The organism is Pseudomonas sp. CC6-YY-74 (genome assembly GCF_002025205.1).
GTDB classification, from domain to species: Bacteria; Pseudomonadota; Gammaproteobacteria; order Pseudomonadales; family Pseudomonadaceae; genus Aquipseudomonas; species Aquipseudomonas paeninsulae.
Genome location: NZ_CP019947.1, coordinates 3,397,330 through 3,421,462 on the forward strand (window position 1 = coordinate 3,397,330; position 24,133 = coordinate 3,421,462).

The following is a 24,133-nucleotide window of genomic DNA, read 5'->3' on the forward strand; positions in this document are numbered from 1 at the left end:
TTTCTTTTTCAAGCGCAGCGCTGAAAAACGAGTCGCGTTGGAAGGAACGAAGTGACGTACAACGCCTTTGCTCGCAAAACCCTGCCTTGAGATAAAGTATCTCACAGAAAAAATAGCTAAAAACGTCACATGGGAAACTTGGTCGTTTTCGCAGGAAATTCGGTATTTACACGGTAATTAACTGCTTTCTCTCCGCACAAACACGAACCACACACCCTCTTTGTACTTCCCAATTCGGCCTTTCATTTCCAAATCTGGATGCATAGCCTCCCAGTTCGGCCCTGCATTTCCGATTTCGGAACGGCGCGACCAAATCCGGCCTAGCAATTCCCTTTTGGGCATAGAAAGGCCGAACTTGCTGATGAGCAACCTAATTTGGACGGGAGATGCCGAATGGTTCCGCTACGCATGATTGATGAGCCTGAACTGCTGGAGCATCTGATCAAGTCAGCCAGCCCCATAACAGGCAGTCCTGCTGCCTGCAAACGAACCTATGCGCCTAAAGCAGTTGGACGCGCAATCCAAACGAGCATTCGGTTTATTGGCCTGGTACTTGGCGCATTAGCACACTTCACATATGCAGCCCAGACCGTTAACCCTTATCCGCTTTGCCGGCCGCCGCGGCAAATTTCGCCAGCCTGATGTCCAGCAAGCGAGGTCGTCTGCCGTGGTCTTCGGCCTGCTCCTTGCGGCGGACAGCGTTGCGCACCATCAGCGAGCCGAGGTAGCGAATCGGTTCGGGCGGAAAATAACCGAGAGGACCATTGAGCAGGGGCGAGCGAGTCCACTCGTTATCCAGGCCGAGGACCATCGAGGAGAGAATCTGTCCGCCCATGTGGCAGGGGCCAACGCCGCTTCCCGAGTAGCCAAAGCCATAGAAAATATTGCTGGCCTGTTCCAACCGACCAAAGAACGGTAAACCAGTGACCGAACGATCCGACGGGCCGTTCCAGGTTGACTCGATGCCGACCCCCTCGAAAGCCGGGAAGAAATCGCTCAGGGTCTTGCGCAGCAGACCCTCGTAGGGCGACGGCTGGTCAAATACCGGCAGCATGCGCCCGCCATAGGCGAAGGTGTTGCCGCCTTTGCCGAGCATGATTCGGCCGTCTGGGGTGTTGTGGTAGTAGTGCACAAAAATCCGCGAGTCGAGCACCGTCACGCCGCTGGTCAGGCCGATTTTCTTCAGCAGATCCGGACGTGGCTCGGTGATGATCATGTCGCTGGAAACGATCGCCACACTGCGCTCGAACTGCGGGAAGGTGCTCGCCATCCAGGCGTTGATCGCCAGTACAACGCGATCCGCCTTGATCTGCCCATGGGCCGTGGCCACGGTGGCTGGCAAACCCTCGTTGAGCTTGGTCATGGGCGTGCCTTCATACAGGCGCACGCCTAGAGCTAGGGCAACTCGTCGCAGGCCGCGTACCAGCTTGCCGGGCTGCACACTGGCCGCCGCCGGTGAGAACCAGCCTTCCAGGTGTTTATTAGAACCGGCCATGCGCTGCACGTCGGCCAGTGGACGCCTGCTGAACGAGTTGATGCCGTTGCGCTCCAACGCAGCGATAACTCCGTCGGTGGCGCCGACCTGAGCGAGATTGGTCGCGGTATAGAGTGTGCCGTCGAGGCGGTAGTCGGCATCCACCCCGTACTTCTGGCAGAAATCGCCGATGGCATAGATGCTCTGCTCTGAGGCTTTGACCAGGCGGATGGCTTCCTCCACCCCGAACAGACGCTCCAGGGTGAAGTACTTGGCCGACCAAGACAGCGCACAGCCGCCGTTCCGGCCGCTGGCCCCGGCCCCGCAAATGTCGGCCTCGATGATGACCACATCGAGCTCGGGGTTCTGCTCCTTGAGCATGATCGCCGTCCACAAGCCGGTATAACCACCACCGACGATGCAGACATCAGCCTGGGTGTCCTGCTGCAGTGATGCACAGGGAGCAGAAGTGTCTTCTTGCAGTGCTCGGTCGAGCCAGTAGGGTCTCATCGCGAGGCCTCCGAATGGTTAGGTTGTAAGCGTGTCGTGAGCTTGATCAGCGTCCGGCAACCACGATCATTTCCACTCGCCAGTCCGGGTTGATCAGTTCGGCCAAAGTGCAGGCGCGAGTCGGCGCATGGCCTTCTGGGAAGAAGCCGTCCCAGGCCCGGTTGAGCCCTGCATAGTCAGCTCTGTCAGCCAGCAGAATGCGTACCGAGAGCACCCGGCTGAGGTTGCTGCCGACACTGAGCAGCATCGCTTCGATATTGCCGAGGATCTCGCGGGTCTGGGCTTCGATGTCACCCTGGGTATTTGCGGAGACCTGGCCCCCGATGTACAGGGTGTTGTCGTGCAGCACCATATCGGAGCGGCGCGCAGAGGTTTCAAAGCGTTCGATATTCATGATTTCTTCCAGTGCTGTCGGGTGGCTGGCGAAGCGTGAGGCGCGCAGTTATAGAAGCAACTTGAAGCGAATAAGAAAAATCGATTTATCGTATTTCATAAATAAGTTGAGCTTGTTTATTGCAACCTAGGCAGGTTGCCGAGCTGATGTTTCTCGGAGGGATGGAAAAAGGCTCACGGGTTTTCGCCGATGCCTCAGGTCTCGCCCGCCGAAGGCCTGGCCAGCGCAAGCGTCCCTAGCAGCCCTCGAGCTTGCACCCGCTTGGTCTCTGAGCCTGGAGCACCTGCCCGGCAACACGCTGGGCGTCTCCACGGCTGATTAAATGAGAAATACAAAAACCCGCTCGCAAGTTGCCGGGCGGGGTCTGGTTGGCACTAATGTCGGTCAGGCGACGTTCATGGTTCTGTGCGTATCAATCAAATGAATAATCACCTCTGGATCCGCCAAGGTGGAGATGTCCCCCAAGCCGTCGTATTCCGCCGCGGCTATCTTGCGAAGGATGCGCCGCATGATTTTGCCCGAGCGGGTCTTCGGCAAGCCCGGTGCCCACTGGATGACATCCGGCGAGGCAATCGGCCCAATCTCTTTGCGTACCCAGTTTTTCAGTTCCAGGCGTAATTGCTCACTCGGCGCTTCGCCACCAATCAGGGTGACGTAGACATAGATGCCCTGCCCTTTGATGTTATGCGGTACACCCACCACCGCCGCTTCGGCGACCTTCGGGTGGGCCACCATTGCGTTTTCGATCTCGGCGGTGCCCATGCGGTGCCCAGACACGTTGAGTACGTCGTCGACACGCCCGGTAATCCAGTAGTAACCGTCCTCGTCGCGGCGCGCACCGTCGCCGCTGAAGTACATCCCCTTGAAGGTTTTGAAGTAGGTGTCGACGAAGCGATCGTGATCGCGATAGAGAGTGCGCGCCTGGCCCGGCCAGGAGTCGATGATCACCAGGTTGCCCTCGGCGGCCCCTTCCAACAGGTTGCCCATGTTGTCCACTAGCGCGGGCTGCACGCCGAAAAACGGACGGGTTGCCGAGCCTGGCTTGAGCGCGGTCGCGCCCGGGAGGGGGCTGATCATGATGCCGCCGGTTTCGGTCTGCCACCAGGTGTCAACGATCGGGCAGCGGGATTGGCCGACGTTCTTGTAGTACCAGTCCCAGGCTTCCGGGTTGATCGGTTCACCCACCGAACCCAACAGGCGCAGGCTGCTGCCGTCGCCACCGTCAACGGCGGCGGTGCCCGACGCCATCATGGCGCGGATTGCCGTTGGGGCGGTGTAGAGGATGTTGACCTTGTGCTTGTCGACGACCTTGGCGACGCGGGTGATATCCGGGTAGTTGGGCACGCCCTCGAACAGCAACGTAGTCGCGCCGTTAGCCAGCGGGCCGTAGACGATGTAACTGTGCCCCGTGACCCAGCCGACGTCAGCGGTGCACCAATAAACCTCACCCGGCCGGTAGTCGAATACCCGCTCATGGGTTAGCGCGGCATACAGCAGGTAGCCGGCGCTGGTGTGCTGCACGCCTTTGGGCTTGCCGGTGGAACCGGAGGTGTACAGGATGAACAGCGCTTCCTCGGCCCCCATCTCTTTCGGGGCGCAAACGCTGCCGGCCACGCTCATCAGGTCTTCGTACCAAATGTCGCGATGCGGGTTCCACTTGATCTCACCACCGGTGCGCTGGCACACGATGACTTTCTGAACACTGCTGGTTTCCGGGTTGGTCAGTGCATCATCAACGTTGGTTTTGAGCGGGATCTTCTTGCCCGCACGAATGCCCTCGTCGGCAGTGATCACCACTTTGGATTTGCAGTCGATAATTCGGCCCGCTAGGGCTTCCGGCGAGAAACCACCGAATACCACTGAGTGGATCGCCCCGATGCGGGCACAGGCGAGCATCGCCACTACTGCTTGCGGAATCATCGGCATATAAATGGTCACCACGTCGCCACGGTGCACATCTTGGCCGCGCAGGGCATTGGCGAACTTACACACGTGTTCGTGTAGTTCGCGGTAGGTGATGTTCTGGTGCTCGGACGGATCATCGCCTTCCCAGATGATCGCCAGCTGGTCGCCACGCTCTTCCAAGTGCCGATCCAGGCAGTTGTAGGAAACGTTGAGGGTACCGTCGGCGAACCATTTGATATCGACGTGATGATCGTCAAATGAGGTCTGCTTGACCTTGGTGAACGGCTTAATCCAGTCGAGGCGCTGAGCCTGCTCACGCCAAAACCCATCTGGGTTGACGATCGACTGCTGGTACATGGTTTTATACGTCGTCTCGTCAGTCAGCGTATTGAGCAAAACCTCGGGGCGAACGGAATACGGAGAAGTCGCACTCATCTTTAATACCTAGCTGGAATAATTGTTTTTGTATGCGCTGGACCAACCTGTCGTGGCGCTCAGACAACCTGGCATTGTCAGAACCGTCCCGTGCAAACCGCCGATAGCGGTGTTTGCAACGGCCAGTACGCAACAGCGAGGTCAACGCCTGAAACGGCTGAGAGGACAACCTTGCTGAGTGGATGGCGGATGAGGTCCGCGAGGCAAAAGCGCGTACCTCATCAGCACCCCAGACGACACCGCGACCTGACATACTCGCGCGCCGCTTCGAGAGCGGCGCGGTTTCATGGCTGGCGGCAATCCAGAGAAGCCACTGACCCCGACGACGCCTGCCGTCGGGGCTGGCTCTTAGAAGAAGCCCAGCGGGTTGATGTCGTAGCTGACCAGCAGGTTTTTAGTTTGCTGATAATGGTCGAGCATCATCTTGTGGGTCTCACGACCAACACCGGACTTCTTGTAGCCACCGAAGGCGGCGTGCGCCGGGTACAGGTGGTAGCAGTTGGTCCACACCCGACCTGCCTTGATCGCCCGGCCCATGCGGTAGGCACGGTTGATGTCGCGGGTCCACAGGCCAGCGCCAAGGCCGAACTCGGTGTCGTTAGCGATGGCCAGGGCTTCGGCTTCGTCCTTGAAGGTCGTCACGCTGACCACTGGGCCGAAGATCTCTTCCTGGAATACGCGCATTTTATTGTTGCCCTTGAGCAGGGTCGGCTGGATGTAATAACCACTGGCCAGGTCGCCCTCCAAGCGCTCCACTGCGCCGCCGGTGAGCAGCTCTGCGCCTTCCTGCTGGGCGATTTCTAGGTAGCTCAAGATTTTGTCGAACTGCTGCTCAGACGCCTGGGCGCCGACCATGGTTTCGGTGTCCAGTGGGTCGCCACGTTTGATCTGCTTGATCTTCTTCATGACCTCGGCCATGAACGCCGGGTAGATGGACTCCTGCACCAGCGCCCGCGACGGGCAGGTACACACTTCACCTTGGTTGAAGAAGGCCAGGACCAAACCTTCGGCGGCCTTTTCAATAAACTGAGGCTCGGCGCTCATGATGTCTTCGAAGAAGATGTTCGGCGATTTGCCGCCCAGCTCGACGGTGCTCGGGATGATGTTTTCGGCCGCGCATTTCAAAATGTGCGAACCAACCGGGGTGGAACCGGTGAACGCGATCTTGGCGATGCGCTTGCTGGTGGCCAGGGCTTCGCCGGCTTCGCGGCCATAACCCTGGACGATATTCAGTACGCCCGGTGGGAGCAGGTCGCCAACCAGTTCGGCGAACAAAGTAATCGACAGCGGCGTCTGCTCGGCCGGCTTGAGGATCACGCAGTTACCGGCGGCCAGGGCCGGGGCAAGTTTCCAGGCGGCCATCAGCAGTGGGAAGTTCCACGGAATGATCTGCCCAACCACGCCCAGCGGCTCGTGGAAGTGGTAAGCGGCGGTGTGCTCGTTGATTTCGGCGGCGCTGCCTTCCTGGGCGCGGATGCAACCGGCGTAATAACGGAAGTGGTCAACGGCCAGCGGCACGTCGGCGTTCAGCGTCTCGCGCACAGCCTTACCGTTGTCCCAGGTTTCAGCGACGGCCAGCAGTTCGAGGTTAGCCTCGATGCGGTCGGCAATTTTCAACAATGCCAGCGAACGATCCTGCACCGAGGTCTTGCCCCAGGCATCGGCGGCGGCGTGGGCAGCGTCCAGAGCCAGCTCGATATCTTCAGCAGTGGAGCGGGGAAATTCGCCGATCACCGAGGCATCCACCGGGCTGGTGTTGGTGAAGTACAGGCCATTGACGGGGGCGACAAACTCGCCACCGATAAAATTACCGTAGCGCGGTTTTAGGTTAATAAGTGCGCCTGGTGTACCGGGTTTGGCGTAAATCATGGTGGACGACCTCTCGTATTAGTCGGGGGCGCTGGCCGGCCATTTTGATGGTCGCGACCGCGCTAGAGAAGATGTGCAAAACAGGCGGCGCGAGTGGCCTCTGCGGCCCCCGCGCACCTGGGTTAGGCGCCCTGCGGAGTTTCACCGCGCTTGAGGCGAGCGTTGATGTCTTCAAGCACTGCAGGGAGATCGTTGATGGTGTCGATCAGGTAATGCGGGCGTGAGGGCTCAAACATCTGGCCGATGCGTGCGCGCTCCTGTGCCAGTTTCTCTTCCGGCAGTGCGCGGAACTGTTCATACGTGAGGCCCAGTGCGTTACCGGAGCAGGTCAGGGCTACAGTCCACATGCCGGCGCTGCGGCCTTCAAGAATGCCCGGCCAAGTGTCGTCGACCTTGACGCAGGCGGCGACGTCGCTGATGCCCAGAGCGATCACGTTAGCCAGGGCCTGAGCTGGGTGCGGACGGCCGTTGGGTACTTCATCGGTCGCGACAACGTGGTCGGCAACATAGCCATTGCGTTCGGCCAACTGCACCACCTTCTCCATGACCACGGCCGGATAGCCAGAGCAGGAACCAACTTTCAGGCCTGTTTTGCGCAGAGCGGTGATGGTGTCCAGGGCGCCGGGAATCAGCGCCGAATGCACGGCGATCTTCTCGATCTGCAGCGGCATAAAGCGCTTGTAGAGGGCAGTCACATCTTCGTCAGTAGGCAGGCGGCCGCAGGCGGCACGATAGCGCTCGGCAATCTGCGGTTCATTGCACAGGGTACGGATATGATCCCACTTACCCATGCCCATCGGGCCGCGGGCTTCAGCCAAGCTGACCTCGACGCCGAACTCGGCGAAGGCCTCAACGAAAATCTGGGTCGGCGCGAAGGAGCCGAAGTCGACGACCGTACCGGCCCAGTCGAGGATAATGGCTTGCAGTTGGTCGGGGGTTTGATAGTTCATGTGAGTAACTCCAATTAATTGCCGAAAGAGGGCGAGTGGTTAGTGGGTTCAGGCCTTGACCGGTGCGTTGCTGATGTCACGGCTGGGGATAAAGGGTTCGCTGTTTGGCTTGGCACTTGGTCGGCTGTTCCAGAACGGCAGCATTATCAGGATGGCGACCACAGCGGAGGCGGTGAAGCAGAGGAATACCGTTTCGGTGTCGAAGTAGCCGGGCAGCAGGCCGCCGAGCACTGCGCCGATCGAGCCGCAACCGTTGACGAAGCCCGCGGCGGTGCCGGAGGTTTCCTTGCCGAAGTCGATAGCAGCGGCGCCGCTGATCATGGAGTCCGGTCCGTACAGGGTTAGGCCCATCATGAACAGCAAGGCAACCACTACCATCACGCTGCCGGTGTTCATGGCAGGTACGAAGAGCACCAGACTCACGGTCAATGCCAGCAGGCTGATTACGCAGGCGGGAAAGCGGCGGGCGCCAAACACCTTGTCTGAAATCAGGCCGATTAGGATCGGACCGGCCAGGCCGGCGAGCTCGAAGGCGGTCGGCACCACGGCGGCCGCGATTTTGCCGATCTCCGGCATACGCTCGTAAACCATCACCGGACCCCACAGCAGGATGGCGTAACGCGCCGGCTTGAGCATGAAGTAGGCCAGGCCAAGCACCAGCACCGTGCGGTTCTTGAGGATAGTTTTCAGGCAGGAGAGGAAGCTGGGATGCGCCGGGACAGTGCCGTCGGCCATTTCGGCCAAAGGTTCGATTGGGGGCAGGCCGACGTCCTGTGGTGTGTTGCGCTGGAAGATGAAGAACAATACGGCAACTGAGGCGACTACCACGGCGGTGGCGATAAAGGCCGCGCGCCAGTCACCATAGACCTCATAGGCCATCCAACCGGCGAAGGGCGAAGCCACGAGGCCGCCGAAGGCATAGCAGGTGCACCACCAGCCAAGTACGCGACCGCGCTCCTCGGTGGAAAAGAAGCTGCCAATGTTTTTGCACAACCCGGACCAACCCGTGGACTGAGCCAAGCCTTGAACCACCATCATGGTGGCGAAGATCGGCAGTGTGGCGAAGGTGCCCATGATCGCGGCAGCGGCGGCCGAGATCAGCAGACCGCCAAGTACCACGACCCGTGGACCAAAGCGGTCGGCGAGAATGCCCCAGGTGAATTGACCGATGGCGTAGGCGCCCAAGTACAGGGCGTCTAGGTTGGCCATGACGGATTTTTCCATCATGAAATCTGGGTCATCGCCGATGCCCAGCTTGGCCACTGAGAAGGCCTTACGGGTGAAGTAGAACGCGGCGTAAGCCAACCAGGTGATGGCAAATATCTGTAGTCGCCAGCGCTTAAGGCTGCCGAGGTTGAAGGGTGAGGGGCTTATCGAATGATTCATGCTGCGGTCCTCTGAATTTAATGTGCTTGCAGTTCAATGACGTGCAATTTGTTGTTGTTAAAAGCACTTCTTTCACCGCTCTCGCGAACGGGTATATCCAGATGAATCGGGACCAACGAATCACAGTTTCTTTCCTACGCTGCTGCGTGGCGTAGTGACACCGCTCGACGACGGGCGGTGTCACTACGCTGGATCGAACTCTGCGAGTCGGCTCCGTATTACAGGTACTCAAGGTGGATGGCGGGCGCATTTCTCAGGCAGCGGGTTGGCACGTATCTACGCCCATAACCGCGAGGGCATCAGCGATGGCGCGCAGTAACTGAGCCACAATGCGTTCGTCAATCTGGCCAATACAGCCGATGCGAAAGCTCTCAGCGGTGGTCAACTTGCCGGGGTAGATCAGGAACTGGCGGGCCTTGAGTTCGTCGTAGAAACGCTTGAACTCAAAGTTCGGGTGGGCCGGGCTGAAGAAGGTGGTAATGATCGGCGACAACCAACGATCTTCCAGTAGGGTTTGGAAGCCTAAGTCGCGCATGCCGCTGACCAAGACATTACGGTTATTGGTGTAACGCATCTGCCGGCCTGCGACTCCACCTTCAGCCACGTGCTGTTCGAGCGCTTTGCGGAAGGCCACGACGCTATGGGTCGGCGGGGTAAAGCGCCACTGGCCGGTGCGCTCCATGTACTGCCACTGCTCTAACAGGTCCAGGCTCAGGGAGTGGGCACGCCCCTTAGACTGCTCCAGCAATGTGCGGCGAATGACGACGAAGCCGAAGCCTGGGATGCCCTCGATGCACTTGTTGGCCGAGGACACCATGACGTCGAAGGGGATCTCATCGACAGTCAGCGGTACCGCGCCGAAGGAACTCATGGCGTCGACGATCAAGCCCTTTCCATGAGCTTTGACCACCTCAGCGATCTCGCGCAGCGGGTTGAGAATGCCCGAACTGGTTTCGCAGTGAACCAGGAACACGTCAGTGACGTCGGGGTTGGCGGCGAGTAATTCGGCAACCTCTTCCGGCTGCGGCGGCAGGTAGTCGCCCTTGTCCAGGGCAATATAGTCGCGGCCCAAGTAATCGAGAATTTGCGTGGCGCGCTTACCGTAGGCACCGTTCATCAGCACCAGCGCTTTGCCATCACGCGCGATGGCGGTGGCCAGCGCAGCTTCCACGGCGAAGGTACCGCTGCCTTGCAGTGGCACGCAGGCGTAGCTGTCGTCATGCACACCGGCCATTGCGAGCAAGCCCTGACGGATTTCCGCAGTGATGCGGTTGAAATCGGCGTCCCAAGAACCCCAGTCACTCAGCATGGCTTGCTTGGTGGCCAGCGAGGTGGTCAGTGGGCCTGGTGTGAGCAGGTACGGTTCGCCTAGGGCAGGTGCGTTAAGGGCAGGGCGGGCGATGGGGAATTCAGCTTTGCTCATGATCGTCTCCAGCGTGTGTTGAGGCGGCGGTACGCCGTGCTGGAATAGATAAAAACAAGTTATTGTTAATAAATAAAATCGATTTATAGTATTTCTAAAATAAGCTCAGATTATTAATGGAGTGTTCATGGCGGTATCACACGCGCAGCTACGGGCCTTTCATGCGGTGGCCCAACAGGGCAGTTTTACCCGCGCAGCGGAGCGCCTATTTCTCAGCCAGCCTGCGGTCTCCGACCAAGTGCGCAAGTTGGAAGAGCAGTTCGGTGTGCTGCTGTTCAACCGCACTAAGCGTTCGGTGCAGCTGACTGACCTGGGCGAGCAGTTGCTGGGCATCACCCAACGCCTGTATGCCGTAGCAGCCGAGGCACAGGAGTTGCTGTCCAGCTCACAGGCCTTACAAGCCGGCAGTCTGACCTTGGCGGTCGACTCGCCGGTGCATGTGCTGCCATTTATCGCCCGGTTCAACGAGCGTTACCCGGGCATTCGCTTCAGCGTGGTGACCGGCAATACCGACGAGGCGTTGGCCCGGCTGTTCGAGTTCAAGGCCGACTTTGCTGTGCTTGGCCGGCCGATCGAAGACCCCAATTTGTTAACCCAAGTACTCAGCACGGCCCCGCTGGTGGCCTTTGTCGGCCCGGGACATCCTTGGGCCGAGCGCGAATCTATTGTGCTGGCCGACCTCGACAACACACCGCTGGTGTTGCGCGAGCGCGGCTCAACAACTCGGCAAAGCATCGAAGACGAGATGCTGCGCGTCGGCGCAAGGTTGCGTCCGGCTATCGAGGTAGAGGGCCGCGAGGCGGTGTTCGAGATGGTCGCCGCCGGGCTGGGGGTGGGCATCGTCTCAGCAGCAGAGTTCGGCAGCAGCCGCAGCATGCGCGCCTTGCCGATTGAGGATTGCCAGCGCTATATGACCGAGACCCTGGTGTGTCTGCGCAGCCAAGGCGCGCGACGAGTCATCGAGACCTTTCTTGATGTGGTGCGGTCGAGCCTCACTGATTAAGTCGGCGACTTTTGCGGTGAGGCCGCCGGACTAACCGGCGGTGAAATTTTCCCAGGCCCACATTTTTATCGGCTGTGATCGGTTTTTGAGGTTATCCATGCAGCGCGGTTGCCCTGCAACAGCGCGCAGCACCTTGTAGGGTGATTACTCGTGCGGTGGCTTTCTGGACGTGCAGTAGGTTGCAATTTCCAGCCGGCAATCAGGTTGTTTTCTTATTTCAGCTGTCAGCCTGACCGCTACAAATGAACTTATTCCAGCTCCGAGTATTTGATGCAGTAGCCCGCGAAGACAGCGTCAAACGCGGTTACGGTCAGCCTTACCTAGCGTTTGATTCAGCGTTGGGCTTCAGCCGATAAATAAGTTTTACTGATACCTGACAACCGCCTAATCGATTGGCTTGATGCACATATGCTGTGCATGCTGCGCGGGTCTTTTCAGCGAGCTGATCCTATGTCAGATGCCAACCTGGCCACCCTACTGGTTTTGATTTCTGCGTTTATGCACGCCAGCTGGAACGCGGTGGTCAAGTCCAGCAGTGATCGTTTGTCATCGATGGCAATGGTCGATGGTGTCGCATTTGTCGTGGCCTTGGCCTTGCTGCCTTTCGTTGACCTGCCTTCATTGGAAATATGGGTAGTGATTGGCCTGTCGACCTTGGTCAACCTGTTCTATCGCTACTTTCTAATCCGTGCCTACACCTTCGGCGACTTCGGCCAGGTATACCCGCTGGTTCGCGGCTTACCACCCTTACTGGTCGTGGTATTTGCCGCCTTCTGGCTGGGGGAGTCGCTACCGGGCCTGGGCATCCTCGGCGTGGTGGTGTTATCGCTCGGGGTGCTCAGCTTGCTGCACGTAACCCAGAACTGGCAGGCGCCACGCAACGCGCTGGCGGCTGGGGTGTGCGTGGCTTTGTACACGGTGATCGACGCTCATGGCGTGCGTACCTCAGAGAGCGTGCTGCAGTACCTGGTGTATTTCACGCTGCTGCTGAGCGTACCAATCCCCCTGTTCGCCGCATGGCAAAGGGGCCCCGCGCTGGGCCGACACGCCCGCCAACACTGGCGTATGTCGGTGTTTGGCGGGCTGACCTACTGCGCGGCGTACGCACTGGTGTTATGGGCCATGACGCTGGAAAACGTGGCAAAAATCGCCGCCCTGCGGGAGAGCAGCGTGATTATCGGCGCTGTGATTGCCACGCTGCTATTTAAGGAGCCCTTCGGTCACCGCCGTCTGATTGCCGCAATAACCGTGACGCTGGGCATTATCCTGATCAAGTGCGCTGCTTAGCCAAAAAGTCAGCGGCACATCGGCATGCAACGACTTGCCCTGTTCCCCGCACTAGGCACGGATGAACGCGACCAGCTGACTGTAGCCACCGTCGTAACCCTCGACTTTGATTTGCGCCAACAGCGCATTGACACTGCGCCGCTGCTGTTTGGGGCACAGCAAGTAGGCTTTAAGCGCCTGCTCCAGCGTTGCGTGAAAAGCACTGAGCTTATTGAGTTGGTACACCGGCTGCTTGGTCTACGGAACCCTGATCCACTTGCGAATCGTGTGCGCGCCAACCCAGTGCGCTTGGTCATCTCATGTAGCAACAGCTTGTCGCTGAATTTTCCCCATCATTTCCATACTGATCACCCTGTGTTCTCCTGCTCAAAAAATGAGCAGAAGCAGTTGAACACTTGGATCAGTTTCCGGCCGCGGCAACACCCTTAACCTTCCGCATAAAGTATAGATTTCAATCTTAGGTGCGAACTTTTCTGCCGTTAAATAGAAAACCGACTTTTCAACAGGATCGGTCGACTGCGGCCTGTCACGACGGGCAACTACCGGCCATGAACGGCCGATCTACCGCTGAGTACCAACGACCCGTCCTGGAGGTGTCGGAAGCGGAGCGAGACCTCTAAGATTTTGCCGTTTAGCGTGGACGCACCCGCCTAGCGATTCTGGCCCGCAGGGCGGCCTCTCATACTGTGCCGTTGACCCCGAACCGGCGGCGATAGTGCGCCGGCGACAGGCCGGTGACTTTGTTGAAGAGTCGGCGAAACGCACCGGTGTCGCTGTAGCCAATGGCCCAAGCGATGTGCTCGATGGTACGGTTGGTCAGTTCCAGAAGTTCACAGGCCTTGCTGATGCGTAATGCCTGGCAGTATTCGGTCGGCGTGTGGCCCGTTGCGCTGCGAAAACGGCGCAGCAGGGTTCGCTCGCCGAGGCTGGCCAGGTCGGCTAATTGTGCAATGCCGTTTGTAAGGCCGTTGTGCGCATGCAGCCAGTGCTGCACCTTCAATATGGCTTCATCGCCATGGGTCAGTTTTGGGACGAAGCGTTTGAAGCAACGCTGAGAGCCCCGTACCTGGTCAAGCACCAGAAAGTGTGCCGTTTCAGTGGCAATGGTCGGGCCGAGCAGGCGCTCCACCAGGGCCAGGCCAAGATCCGTCCAGGCCATGAGTCCGCCTGCGGTAATAATGTCGCCGTCATCAATGATCATCTTGTCGATGTCGACTTGTATCGACGGGTAACTGTCCGCCAGATGGGTAGCCAGACTCCAGTGTGTGGTTGCCATACGCCCGTCCAGCAAGCCGGCCTCTGCCAGTAGATAGACGCCCGCGCACACCGAACCCACCACCGCTCCGGCGTCATGCCAGCGTTTCAGGCTGGCAATGAAGGGCCGCGCCGTCAGGGCGTCGGGCTGCTCGCCCAAGCAAGGCGGGACAATGATTACGGTAGGCGTGTGGTCTGTTTGTGGATGTGAGTCCTCGATGCAGGCCATGAACCCCTGAGCATCCAGCTGCCAATGGCAGGTCCTTATCTCGGGTAAATCGAGCGCCAGGTGCTCACGCCTCATCTTGTTGGCGACCGTGAACATGTCGGTCAGCCCATACACAGCCGCACGCTGGGCACCCGGGTAGACCAGGATTCCAACCTGCGCTGGGGAGGCACTTTTCGTCATTGTCAGTTTTTCCACCAAGATTGTCGGTTTCGCCAATTCACAATGGAGTGGGCATTCAATAGGGTACTTGAGTGCTTTTTACCTGCAATCAAGCCTGATGATGGAGTGTGTCATGAGTAAGCGAGCCTTAGTGTTGGTGGATATTCAGAACGATTACTTTGTGAACGGGAAGTGGCCGCTGGAGGGTATAGATGCGGCCTCCGATAACGCGGCGCGTTTATTGGCCCATGCCCGCGCCTCTGGCGAATTAGTAGTGCATATTCGTCATGAGTTCGATATGGATGATGCGCCGTTCTTCGCACCGGGAAGCCCGGGTGCTCTGACACACGCGAAAGTGATCAACCTGGACGGTGAGCCCGTGGTACTGAAAAACCACGTCAATGCCTTTCGCGATACCCCCTTGAAAGCGATTCTGGACGAGAACTCGATTGAGCAGTTGACGATCGCCGGCAACATGAGCCACATGTGTGTGGATGCCATGGTCAGGGCCGCCTCTGATTATGGCTATGCCAATACCGTTATCGCGGATGCATGTGCCACGCACGACCTGGAATTCGAGGGTGTGAATGTTCCCGCCGTTCAGGTACATGCCGCCTTCATGGCTGCTCTGGCATTCGCCTATGCGCAGGTGGTATCGACCGAACAATATCTGGCACGTACCGTTTGAACCGGGGTTAATCCTGCCCGGCTGTCTCCACGTAGAGGCTGTAGTGAATTGGCCTTGGCTTCGCAGGCGCTTCTGACCGTCTTTTTCTGGCCGGTTCCTACCTATGGCGACCGGCCGCAACCGACCCATTGCTACCAGTCGTGACGGGCAGAAAACGGCCCCGGCTGTGTCAAAAGACTGCATGGGATAACCTTGCACCATGAATCAATCATAAGGCTGTGAACTGAACGATGGGTTTTGAACAACTAGCTGAGCTACGCGACCGCCTACGGTCCGAAAAAGTGCAGGTAAAGACTGATAGTGCGAAGCAGCCTATACGCAAGCCTTCTGAGCAGGCTAAGCCTCGCGAGCAAGATCCTGCGGTGGAGGCGATCTGGCGATTGCAGAAGCACTTTCCATTGACCTTCCCGGTCAATCCGGCCCCCAAGGTTCCGCTTAAGGAAGGTATTTTAAAGGATGCCGAGCAACATCTGGAGCTGCTCGGAGTATCCAGCGAACAGCTCAAGCAGGGCATCGCTACCTGGTGCCGGGGAAGTCGATATTGGGCAAGCATGACGGAGAATGCGCCGCGCTTGGACCTAAGCGGTCAGGCAGTTGGAATGGTAACGGCGGCTCAGGCGCTGCATGCGAAGCAGCAGGCGAAGCGCCAGCGCGGACAAGCACGACGTAATCAGAAAACGCCGAAAGAGCGTATTCAGGATAAGGCCGTCGATACCACTGTGGAACAGATCTTGGATTAAAATCACTCGCGCTCAGCACCGAGTCGCCCGATCACTGACAAGGTGCGCGAGGCGATGATGAGGCGGGTCGAAGAGCGGCAAGTGGCGGGTACCGCCTGTCAGATGTGCCCGCTGCCGGCCAGGAGCGGTCAGTCGCAGACGCTGGTGGACAAGTGAACGTTGTCCACCCTACCCAGCGCCCAATTCCGCGTAGGGTGGAAAACCGCGAAGTATTCTCCACCAATGGTCGTCCAGGCTACCTCGCTTACCGAAGCCGATTAAAGCGACGTAGGGCGCAACAACGCTCTGTAGAGGGTCGAACGAGGCACCCCCAGCATGATGAAGCGGCGTTCCTCGATGAGGAGTCAATGCTGGCCTTCGCCGCTGTTCTGTTGTGGTTGCGCTGATACGTCAACAGAACCTATCTTAGGAAACTCATCCGATTGGTCAGCATCCATGGCCGTAAATCGCTGATTTCACAAGCAAGGTCGCGTCGTCGATCGACGTCTCATTACGACATGTAAACCATTGATTGGTGGTTGCTGCGTGGGTGAACGCGTCGGTACATGCGGCGTGCTCCGGTAGAGCATCCCCTCAACCGTCATTCGTAGGTCACGCTTGTTGTAGATGGGCTTATGCAGCAGAATTTTCCGCAGCTTCGACCAGGGCTCATCGCTGAGCAGTAATCGCGGCATTGCAAGCTCGTATCGCTGTTGGGTCAGCTCTTCAACGATACGAGTTTGCTCTTATAGATCAATAGGTTGGATCGAAACGTCAACAGACCCTAGCAGCTAGGAGCTAGATGCATGTCGATCTTTGCTATTAAAATCTTGCAGTCGATAGGTTTTCTTATGAAGCCTTAAGATCACCTGCCTCTAATGAGGTAGGTTCCAAATAAGCGTGACTTGAATCGCTTTCGTATTCTGGATGATAAATGATTGATTTCATAAGGCCATATATCATCATGAGCATCACTATTGAGAATGGGAGACCCGCAGCAATAGACGCCGCTTGCAATGCTTTCAGACCACCTGCCAACAGCAATACTGCAGCTACCGCCCCCAAGCCCATGCCCCAGATAATTCGAAACTTACGCGGAGGCTCTTTATCGCCAATCGAAAGCAACGTACACACCATTAAAGTTCCGGAATCTGCAGAAGTAACAAACCAAGTTACGATCATCAAGGTAGCCAATGCAGCCATCAGCCAAGATAACCAGTGTACAGCCATGTTTTCAATTGTTACGTAGAGCGCGGTAGTCAAATTGTTATTTACTGCGTCAACAATGCCTCCTGCACCATAAAGCTCCATGTGTAACGCTGTACCACCAAAAAGTGCAATCCATAGAAAGCTAACCAAGCTAGGCACTACAATGACGCCTATTAAGAATTCACGGATAGTACGGCCACGAGAGATACGTGCGATAAACATACCTACAAAAGGTGTCCACGCTAAGTACCAGCCCCAGTAAAATACAGTCCACCAGCCCTGCCACTGCCCTTCCGGATTAGGATCCACCCAGAAGCTCATAGGAATCATATTCCATAGATAATCACCGAAGCTAGTGGAGAGTAATCCCAGTAGGTAGGTCGTAGGGCCTGCGATCAAAAAGAAAGCAAAAAGTAAAGTGGTTATCTTTACGTTCCACTCACTGAGGATACGAATCCCCTTAGCAACTCCAGAAACGGCTGAAAATGTTGCCAATGCCGAGATAACTAAAATCAGTATCACTTGATTTAATGTAGATATTCCAAGCCCGAATAAGTAGTTAAGACCAGCATTCATCTGAGATACACCCAGACCTAAAGAGGTAGCTACACCGAATACTGTGGCAAAAACGCCGAGAAGATCGACAGCATGACCGATAGGGCCATAGATTTTATCGCCAAAAATGGGATAAAGTGCAGAGCGTATTGTTAGGGGAAGGCCCTTACGATACGCAAAATAGGCCATTGCTAGCCCCGCTATAGCATATATTGCCCAGCCGTGAAACCCCCAATGAAAGAATGAAATTCTCATGGCAACCTGAGCAGCCTCAGGTGTTTTAGGGTCAATTCCAGCCATACCAAGAAAGGGGTTACCCTGGAAATGGTTAATTGGTTCAGCAATACTCCAGAATAGCATTGCAATGCCCATTCCAGCGCCAAAAAGCATTGAGAACCATGCAAAGTAGCTAAACTCCGGCTTTTCGTTATCTGCTCCAAGCCGTATATTGCCTCTTTTTCCTGAGCCCAACCAAATACAAAGTAAAAATATCACACCTACCAACCCAACATAATACCAATCAAAGGCTGACTGTATAGTATTTTTTAAACTCTCATATGCATCACCGGCATATTTTGGATCATATATCGTAAAAATCAAAAAGCCGAGTACTAAAATCTTAGATAACACCCCCATAGTGGGATTAATGCCTTTAAAAAATCCGACTCGAGCTATATTGTATTTATCATTCATCGCAGTTAGATCCTCTTTCCCAGCGCGGACAAATTAGGTTTATATAAATATCTTACATCATCACCATTGACCTAAGAGCCTTGAAAATCAAGGCCGCCTATTTAAATTCTTACTACTTAGACACCATTAAAATACCAGGCCAATTCAAATTTCCCAGTTATAAATCAACACGCCACATGAGAAGTGCCAATGGCGCATATTGTCTATCTGAGAACTTATCCAGTCCTATTGTTCGACCATTCATGCCGCACGACGCCTGGCCCTTTCAGAACCGGTAAACAACCAGTTCTTCTTGCCAACAGCGAGGGTGTAGAAACCCTCGACATGCTGCACGAACAGCTACGTTTCCAGTCCCTGCTCTCGAATACGTGATAGCAGTCGAGATCTATGGCTGGGGTATATTCAAGTGCTCAGATGCGAGTGTCATACTCGCGGGTTTCGACTGTAGCTATGAAATACCCGATCCGGTTGAGCATATATTTCACCCACTGGATTAACCTATTCAGTCCACCTTTGACGTTCTCGAATCCAAGATACGTCGCACAGTCATATAAGTGACCGGATCATTGATTGCATCGACGGCAATCAGCGTCTCGCCCGCGTAATACCAGATGGATTGTGCCCCGGCCCTCTTTCCGGCCTTGACTTCGGTACGGTCGAAACCGCTGTTGATACCCGCTATCTGAAGCTTTGCATCGAATTGATCCGACCAGAACCACGGTGTTTTTCTGGGAGGCGCATCCTGACCCAGCAACGAATGAGCAACCGCCTCACCTTGCTCGATTGCATTCTGAACCGACTCGATCCGGGCGGTCACCGTTTCGCCGAACAGGGTCGCGCAATCTCCCGCCGCAAAAATGAGCGGATCGCTGGTTTGGCCGTTCTCATTGACAAGAACCCCGTTTCGAGTTTCGAGACCGCATTCAAGAGCGAGTCGATCATTGGCGATGGCACCGATGCCGACGACGACAAAATCGACGTCTATCTGTTCGCCGTTTGAAAGCGAGGCTCGCCTTGCTCCATCCGTGTCGCAGATCGAAAGAACGCCAACATTCTCGAGGATCTCGACGCCGTGGCTGAGGTGAAGCTCGCGGAAATAGTCTGCAGTTTCGGAGGCTGCAACCCGGCCGAGAATGCGTTCGGCGGCTTCAACAAGCACGACATGCAGGCCGGCCTTAGCAGCGGACGCAGCAAATTCCAGACCGACATAACCGCCGCCAATCACTAGGAGCCGGCTGCCGGAACGAAGCTCGCCCTTCAGCATTTCGGCATCGGCTATGCCGCGCAGGGTGTAGATGCGGCTGGCGTTGCGCGTCAATGTCTCGGGAAGAACGCGCGGACGCGAGCCTGTCGCCAATACGAGCTTCGCGTACGGGAGTTGTTCTCCACCTTCCAATATGACCAGGCGTTCGCGCCTATCGATGCTGCTGACCTGACTTCCGGTCCTCAGGCCAATTGCCTGGGCGACATACCAATCGTGCGGTTTGAGTGCGAGACGCTCTATCGAGATATCACCGGTGAGAAACGCCTTCGACAACGGCGGCCGTTGATAGGGTAGATAGGGCTCGTCGCCGATGAGGTTGATGCTGCATTCTGGCGATAGCGTACGCAGCCGAGCTGCACACGACGCGGCGGCCTGACCCGCGCCGACAATGACAATGTTTTCCTCCATGTTCACGCCCCCACATAGAGGACGATACCGTCCAGCTGCTCGGTTACCCGGATCTGGCAGCTGAGGCGGCTGCGATCAGTCCTACCGACCTCCACCACTTCAAGCATCTCACTTTCCATATCCGTCGGGCCCGGCACAATGTTGTGCCATGCTTCATCGACCACTACATGGCAAGTGGCGCAGGAAAGTGCGCCACCACAATCGCCAAAAATGCCGGCGACATTCAGGTTGACGGCGGCCTCCATCAAGCTGACGCCGCTCTCGATATCTGCGGATACGGTGGGGCCGTCAGAGGATTTCCACGTTACACGGGGCATGAGCAGTTACTCCTCGAAGAAGATGAGACAGAGAGCCTTCAGATGTCGGCACTGGTCGTCGTGGGTTTCGCGATGCTGCGCGAAAGGTATCGATAGAAATCCCAGATCGTGCCTTCGAAATCTCGAGGCGCCAGATGCCCGGAGGGTGCGTGTCGCGATGACAGTGCGCGCTGCATACGCTCAAGCTTTTGCCGGTCTTCGCGATTGACCTCGTTCCACAAGGCGAGCCTTACCTCTAGCTCGTCGCTGGTAAGCTCGTTCGAGTAGGTCGACATCGTCCAGCGGACCATGATCTTGTCGACGGCGAGAGGCTGGATGGACAGAGAAACCAGCAGTGTGGCCGCCTGGCTCGCGATCTGGGCCGGGAAAAGACAGAACAACGTCGATCGTTTCCGCTCCTCGCCTGACAATCCTGGCGCTCCGACCCCTCTCGCTTCGGCGGTTTCGGGATAGTTTGCGCAATAACTCGTAAAGGAGTCATCGGTCATCGACTTCCGGCTCAGGCCGGTCGGTGTATAGGGATGCAGTGTTTCCGGATGTACGACCGATAGATGGTAGGCCTCCATGAAGTTCTCGACGAGGCACTTCCAGTTCGTATTCCAGATCTCTTCCTGGGTGTGGACGATGCGCATTTCCCGGGTATCGTAGCTGCCGAGAAGCGCCTCCAGCCCCTGCAGTCGACTACTCAGCGGGGCGGCGTCGTCGTCCAGATTGACGTAGATAAAGCCATTCCAGAGCTCGCTTCGAAAGACCGGCAGGCTGCAATTGTCTGCACTGACGCCTTTGTCTTGCATTCGCGGAGCGTTAGACAACCGTCCGTCACGCGCATAGCTCCATGCGTGGTAGGAACAGACCAAACGCCGGGCCGAGCCTCGTCCTTCTGCAAGAGGCATTCCCCGGTGCCGACACACATTGGACAGTATCCGGATCTCGTCATCGTCACCCCTAATGACCAGCAGCGGCTCGTCGAAGAGTACGGTCGTGAAATAGTCTCCCGGGGACGCCACTTCATCTTTCCGGCCGACGCAATGCCATTCCTTTTTGAGGAAGGTCTCGACCTCGAACTGATAGAACTCCGGGCAGGTATAGAACTGCCCTGGAAGACACTGGGCTTCGACCTCGGGAAGAGCCGCTATGTCGTGCAGCCGCGCTGCCATGTCCGCAACTACTTTGTTTCGCTTGTCTTCCATCGGTTTCACTCGGTAGCTAGTGGGAGAGAGCGTTCAAATCCAACTATCAGCAGTTCCGATATGGATGCATCTTCTGTCATGTGATGCCCTCGGGACTAATATGCTTTTCGCTGACGACCCAAACCTTAATTGGGAATTAAAGAAAGTAAAAGCTTAAAAAACATGTCAACTACGAAGGAAAAATATGGCTTGTTTCACGTTTAGCCAACTGCGCTATTTTAGGGCGCGCTGCCCATAATGGAGGCATCGTTCGAGTCGCCATAGGCTTCTTCATGATGAACAATGGGATCGCCACCAGCCTCGGTGGTCCTCGGAAAATGCCAAGATCGCCGACCACCTGATTCGGCTTACGCACAACCAGCGCAACTGGGAGTTCGGCTTGTGCTTCCTGTACCTGCGCAACGTGAAAGGTCATCGCTGGAATCACAAGCGGGTGTACCGGATCTATCGGGAACTGGAGCTGAACCTGCGAATCAAGCCGCGCAACCGCATAGTGCGTGAGAAGCCCGAGCCGCTGGCGGTACCAGAGGCGATCATTCAATGCTGGTCGATGGCCTTCATGCATGATCAGTTGGCCGATGGTTGCAGCTTCCGCCTGTTCAACCTGATCGACGACTTAACCGTGAAGCCTTGGCCATGGATATCGATCTGTAATTTCCGGCAGAACGCTTCGTGCACGCACTGGATCAGGTCATCGAGTGGCACGGGAAGCCACAGACTATTCGCAGCGACAATGGCCCGGAGTACATCAGCAGCGAGCTAATGTTGTGGGCTGAAAAGCACTGCATCCGCTTGGATGCATATCCAGCCAGGCAATCCACAGCAGAATGCCTACGTCGAGCGCTACAACCGCACGGTACGTTACGACTGATTGGGGCCTTACTTGTTCGAGTCCATCTCCGTGGTGCAGGAGCATGCAACTCGCTGGGTGTGGACATACAATCACGAACGGTCAAACATGGCTCTGGGAGGTATCACCCCAAACAGAAGTTGACCCTCTCGGCCTGACATCTACTTCTGGCAAGTACTAAAAATGGGCGAATTACCCTAGGTCATTTTTAGCGCATTCGATGTTCTTGTTTTTGTGTGCGAAGAGAAAACTGAGGATGGTTTTTTCAAAAACCCAGGTGTTTACTGGCCGGCACAACGACTGATGATTCACTCTCTCAATGACTACAGCTCCCAAAATTGCTGCGAAAGCGAACGGAAGCGGCGCCCGTGAGACGCCGCTGAAACCAAATTACTCGGTTTGGAAGCTGTACACAGCAAGCTTGTTGCCGTCTAGGTCGCGAGCGTAAGCAGCATAGGCATTTGGTGCCCAATCGCGAGTGCCCGCGGCACCTTCATCTTTGCCGCCAGCAGCAACAGCTGCTTCGTGGAAGGCGTTGATGGCGGCGCGATTTGGAGCTTCGAAGCTGACAGTTACGCCGTTACCCACAGTAGCAGGCTGGCCGTTTGCAGGCTTTAGCACGAAGAAGGAAGGCTTGTCCACGCCCCAGATCGAGCCGTTATCGCCGAGGTCAGCGATTCGCTTGAAGCCAATCTTGCCGAGCACTTCGTCGTAAAACTTACGAGATTTTTCCAAATCATTGGTGCCTACAGTTACATGAGTAAAGATCGACATGAATGTCTCCATTGCGGGTGGGTTGTTGTGGAACAAAAGCGGTACATCCGAAGAGGCACCGAGAAAATGCTTAGAAGTGGATCACCGTACGGATGCTCTTGCCTTCGTGCATCAGGTCGAAGGCCTCATTGATCTGTTCCAACGGCATGTTGTGGGTGATGAAGGTGTCCAGGGGGATTTCGCCCTTCTGCGCCTTCTCCACATAGTTCGGCAGCTCGGTGCGGCCTTTCACGCCGCCGAAGGCCGAACCGCGCCAGACGCGCCCGGTGACCAGCTGGAATGGACGGGTGGAAATCTCCTGGCCGGCACCGGCCACGCCGATGATCACCGACTCGCCCCACCCCTTGTGGCAACACTCCAACGCCGCACGCATCAGCTGCACATTGCCGATGCACTCGAAGGAGTAGTCGACGCCGCCGTCGGTCAGCTCGACTATCACGTCCTGAATCGGCTTGCTGTGCTCCTTCGGGTTGATGAATTCGGTGGCGCCCAGCTCCTTGGCGATGTCGAACTTAGCCGGGTTGATGTCGATGGCGATGATCCGCGAGGCCTTGGCCATCTTCGCGCCGATAATCGCCGCCAGGCCGATGCCGCCGAGGCCGAAGATCGCCACGGTGGCGCCCTCTTCCACCTTGGCGGTGTTGAGTACCGCACCGATGCCGGTGGTGACGCCACAGCCAAGCAGGCAGACCTTGTCCAGCGGCGCTTCCTTGGGGATCTTCGCCAGGGAGATTTCCGGCAGCACGGTGTACTCGGAGAAGGTCGAGCAACCCATGTAGTGGTAGATCGGCTGGCCCTGGTAGGAGAAGCGCGAGGTGCCGTCCGGCATCAGGCCCTTGCCCTGGGTAGCGCGCACGGCCTGGCACAGGTTGGTCTTGCCCGAGGTGCAGAACTTGCAGGTACGGCATTCGGCGGTATACAGCGGGATTACGTGATCGCCGACGGCCAGCGAGGTCACACCCTCACCGATCGCTTCGACTATACCGCCACCCTCATGGCCGAGGATGCACGGGAATACGCCTTCCGAGTCTTCACCGGACAGGGTGTAGGCATCGGTGTGGCATACGCCGGTGGCGACGATGCGCACCAGAACTTCACCGGCCTTCGGCGGCTCGACATCCACTTCGACGATTTGCAGTGGTTGATTGGCGGCAAAGGCAACGGCAGCGCGCGACTTAATCATGGGAG

Annotated in this window: 18 protein-coding genes and 3 pseudogenes; 5 read left to right on the top strand and 16 right to left on the bottom strand. The window is 56.9% G+C overall.

Annotated features, from left to right (window positions below; all coding sequences use genetic code 11):
* Positions 1-592: 592 nt before the first annotated feature.
* The 7 genes from B2D37_RS15470 to B2D37_RS15500 form a co-directional block, all read right to left on the bottom strand.
* Complete coding sequence (locus tag B2D37_RS15470; RefSeq protein WP_079203525.1) at positions 593-1,984, bottom strand: FAD-dependent oxidoreductase; 1,392 nt, start codon at positions 1,982-1,984, stop codon at positions 593-595.
* Between the two features lie 46 nt (positions 1,985-2,030).
* Positions 2,031-2,378: a RidA family protein gene (locus B2D37_RS15475; RefSeq protein WP_079203526.1), complete on the bottom strand. Its 348-nt coding sequence runs from the start codon at positions 2,376-2,378 to the stop codon at positions 2,031-2,033.
* A gap of 384 nt (positions 2,379-2,762) precedes the next feature.
* Positions 2,763-4,718: an acetate--CoA ligase gene (acs, locus tag B2D37_RS15480; protein WP_079203527.1), complete on the bottom strand. Its 1,956-nt coding sequence runs from the start codon at positions 4,716-4,718 to the stop codon at positions 2,763-2,765.
* A 348-nt stretch (positions 4,719-5,066) separates the two neighbouring features.
* Positions 5,067-6,587: an aldehyde dehydrogenase family protein gene (locus B2D37_RS15485; RefSeq protein WP_079203528.1), complete on the bottom strand. Its 1,521-nt coding sequence runs from the start codon at positions 6,585-6,587 to the stop codon at positions 5,067-5,069.
* 122 nt (positions 6,588-6,709) lie between these two features.
* On the bottom strand, positions 6,710-7,537 hold the full coding sequence (gene phnX, locus B2D37_RS15490) for a phosphonoacetaldehyde hydrolase (RefSeq protein ID WP_079203529.1): 828 nt from the start codon (positions 7,535-7,537) through the stop codon (positions 6,710-6,712).
* 48 nt (positions 7,538-7,585) lie between these two features.
* Positions 7,586-8,923, bottom strand: coding sequence for an MFS transporter (locus B2D37_RS15495; protein ID WP_079203530.1), 1,338 nt, complete (start codon positions 8,921-8,923; stop codon positions 7,586-7,588).
* Between the two features lie 253 nt (positions 8,924-9,176).
* The gene (locus tag B2D37_RS15500; RefSeq protein WP_079203531.1) at positions 9,177-10,346 is read right to left on the bottom strand and encodes a 2-aminoethylphosphonate--pyruvate transaminase; all 1,170 of its coding nucleotides are present in this window, start codon (positions 10,344-10,346) and stop codon (positions 9,177-9,179) included.
* Between the two features lie 127 nt (positions 10,347-10,473).
* On the opposite strand from B2D37_RS15500, the gene B2D37_RS15505 reads away from it, so the two are divergent.
* Complete coding sequence (locus tag B2D37_RS15505) at positions 10,474-11,349, top strand: LysR substrate-binding domain-containing protein (RefSeq protein ID WP_079203532.1); 876 nt, start codon at positions 10,474-10,476, stop codon at positions 11,347-11,349.
* Between the two features lie 450 nt (positions 11,350-11,799).
* Positions 11,800-12,636 (top strand): EamA family transporter, encoded by an 837-nt coding sequence (locus B2D37_RS15510; protein WP_079203533.1) that lies wholly within the window; start codon positions 11,800-11,802, stop codon positions 12,634-12,636.
* On the opposite strand, the pseudogene B2D37_RS15515 reads toward B2D37_RS15510, so the two are convergent.
* Together B2D37_RS15515 and B2D37_RS15520 are read right to left on the bottom strand one after the other, a co-directional pair.
* Positions 12,613-12,987 (bottom strand): annotated as a pseudogene (locus B2D37_RS15515) (IS21 family transposase); the annotation flags it as partial. The gene B2D37_RS15510 and the pseudogene B2D37_RS15515 sit on opposite strands and share 24 nt — an antisense overlap.
* 328 nt (positions 12,988-13,315) lie before the next feature.
* Positions 13,316-14,299, bottom strand: a complete 984-nt coding sequence (locus tag B2D37_RS15520) for a GlxA family transcriptional regulator (protein ID WP_079203534.1) — start codon at positions 14,297-14,299, stop codon at positions 13,316-13,318.
* A gap of 112 nt (positions 14,300-14,411) precedes the next feature.
* Between B2D37_RS15520 and B2D37_RS15525 the strand changes: the two genes are divergently transcribed.
* Complete coding sequence (locus tag B2D37_RS15525; protein WP_079203535.1) at positions 14,412-14,966, top strand: cysteine hydrolase family protein; 555 nt, start codon at positions 14,412-14,414, stop codon at positions 14,964-14,966.
* Between the two features lie 230 nt (positions 14,967-15,196).
* Complete coding sequence (locus tag B2D37_RS15530; protein ID WP_079203536.1) at positions 15,197-15,706, top strand: ProQ/FinO family protein; 510 nt, start codon at positions 15,197-15,199, stop codon at positions 15,704-15,706.
* Between the two features lie 533 nt (positions 15,707-16,239).
* Here B2D37_RS15530 and B2D37_RS23140 read toward each other — a convergent pair.
* The 5 genes and pseudogenes from B2D37_RS23140 to B2D37_RS15555 all read right to left on the bottom strand — a co-directional run.
* Positions 16,240-16,380: pseudogene (locus B2D37_RS23140) on the bottom strand (IS5/IS1182 family transposase); the annotation flags it as partial.
* Between the two features lie 154 nt (positions 16,381-16,534).
* Complete coding sequence (locus B2D37_RS15540) at positions 16,535-18,142, bottom strand: BCCT family transporter (protein WP_079203538.1); 1,608 nt, start codon at positions 18,140-18,142, stop codon at positions 16,535-16,537.
* A gap of 502 nt (positions 18,143-18,644) precedes the next feature.
* The gene (locus B2D37_RS15545; protein WP_079203539.1) at positions 18,645-19,814 is read right to left on the bottom strand and encodes an NAD(P)/FAD-dependent oxidoreductase; all 1,170 of its coding nucleotides are present in this window, start codon (positions 19,812-19,814) and stop codon (positions 18,645-18,647) included.
* A 2-nt stretch (positions 19,815-19,816) separates the two neighbouring features.
* On the bottom strand, positions 19,817-20,131 hold the full coding sequence (locus B2D37_RS15550) for a 2Fe-2S iron-sulfur cluster-binding protein (RefSeq protein WP_079203540.1): 315 nt from the start codon (positions 20,129-20,131) through the stop codon (positions 19,817-19,819).
* Positions 20,132-20,169: 38 nt separating this feature from the next.
* Positions 20,170-21,321, bottom strand: a complete 1,152-nt coding sequence (locus B2D37_RS15555) for an aromatic ring-hydroxylating dioxygenase subunit alpha (protein ID WP_256573086.1) — start codon at positions 21,319-21,321, stop codon at positions 20,170-20,172.
* A 289-nt stretch (positions 21,322-21,610) separates the two neighbouring features.
* On the opposite strand from B2D37_RS15555, the pseudogene B2D37_RS23775 reads away from it, so the two are divergent.
* A pseudogene (locus tag B2D37_RS23775) lies at positions 21,611-22,315 on the top strand (IS3 family transposase); the annotation flags it as partial.
* Positions 22,316-22,561: 246 nt separating this feature from the next.
* On the opposite strand, the gene B2D37_RS15565 reads toward B2D37_RS23775, so the two are convergent.
* Both B2D37_RS15565 and B2D37_RS15570 read right to left on the bottom strand, forming a co-directional pair.
* Positions 22,562-22,945, bottom strand: coding sequence for a VOC family protein (locus B2D37_RS15565; RefSeq protein WP_079203541.1), 384 nt, complete (start codon positions 22,943-22,945; stop codon positions 22,562-22,564).
* Positions 22,946-23,015: 70 nt separating this feature from the next.
* Positions 23,016-24,128 carry an S-(hydroxymethyl)glutathione dehydrogenase/class III alcohol dehydrogenase gene (locus B2D37_RS15570; RefSeq protein WP_079203542.1) on the bottom strand — a complete coding sequence of 371 codons (1,113 nt, stop codon included), beginning with the start codon at positions 24,126-24,128 and terminating at the stop codon, positions 23,016-23,018.
* Positions 24,129-24,133 lie beyond the last annotated feature (5 nt).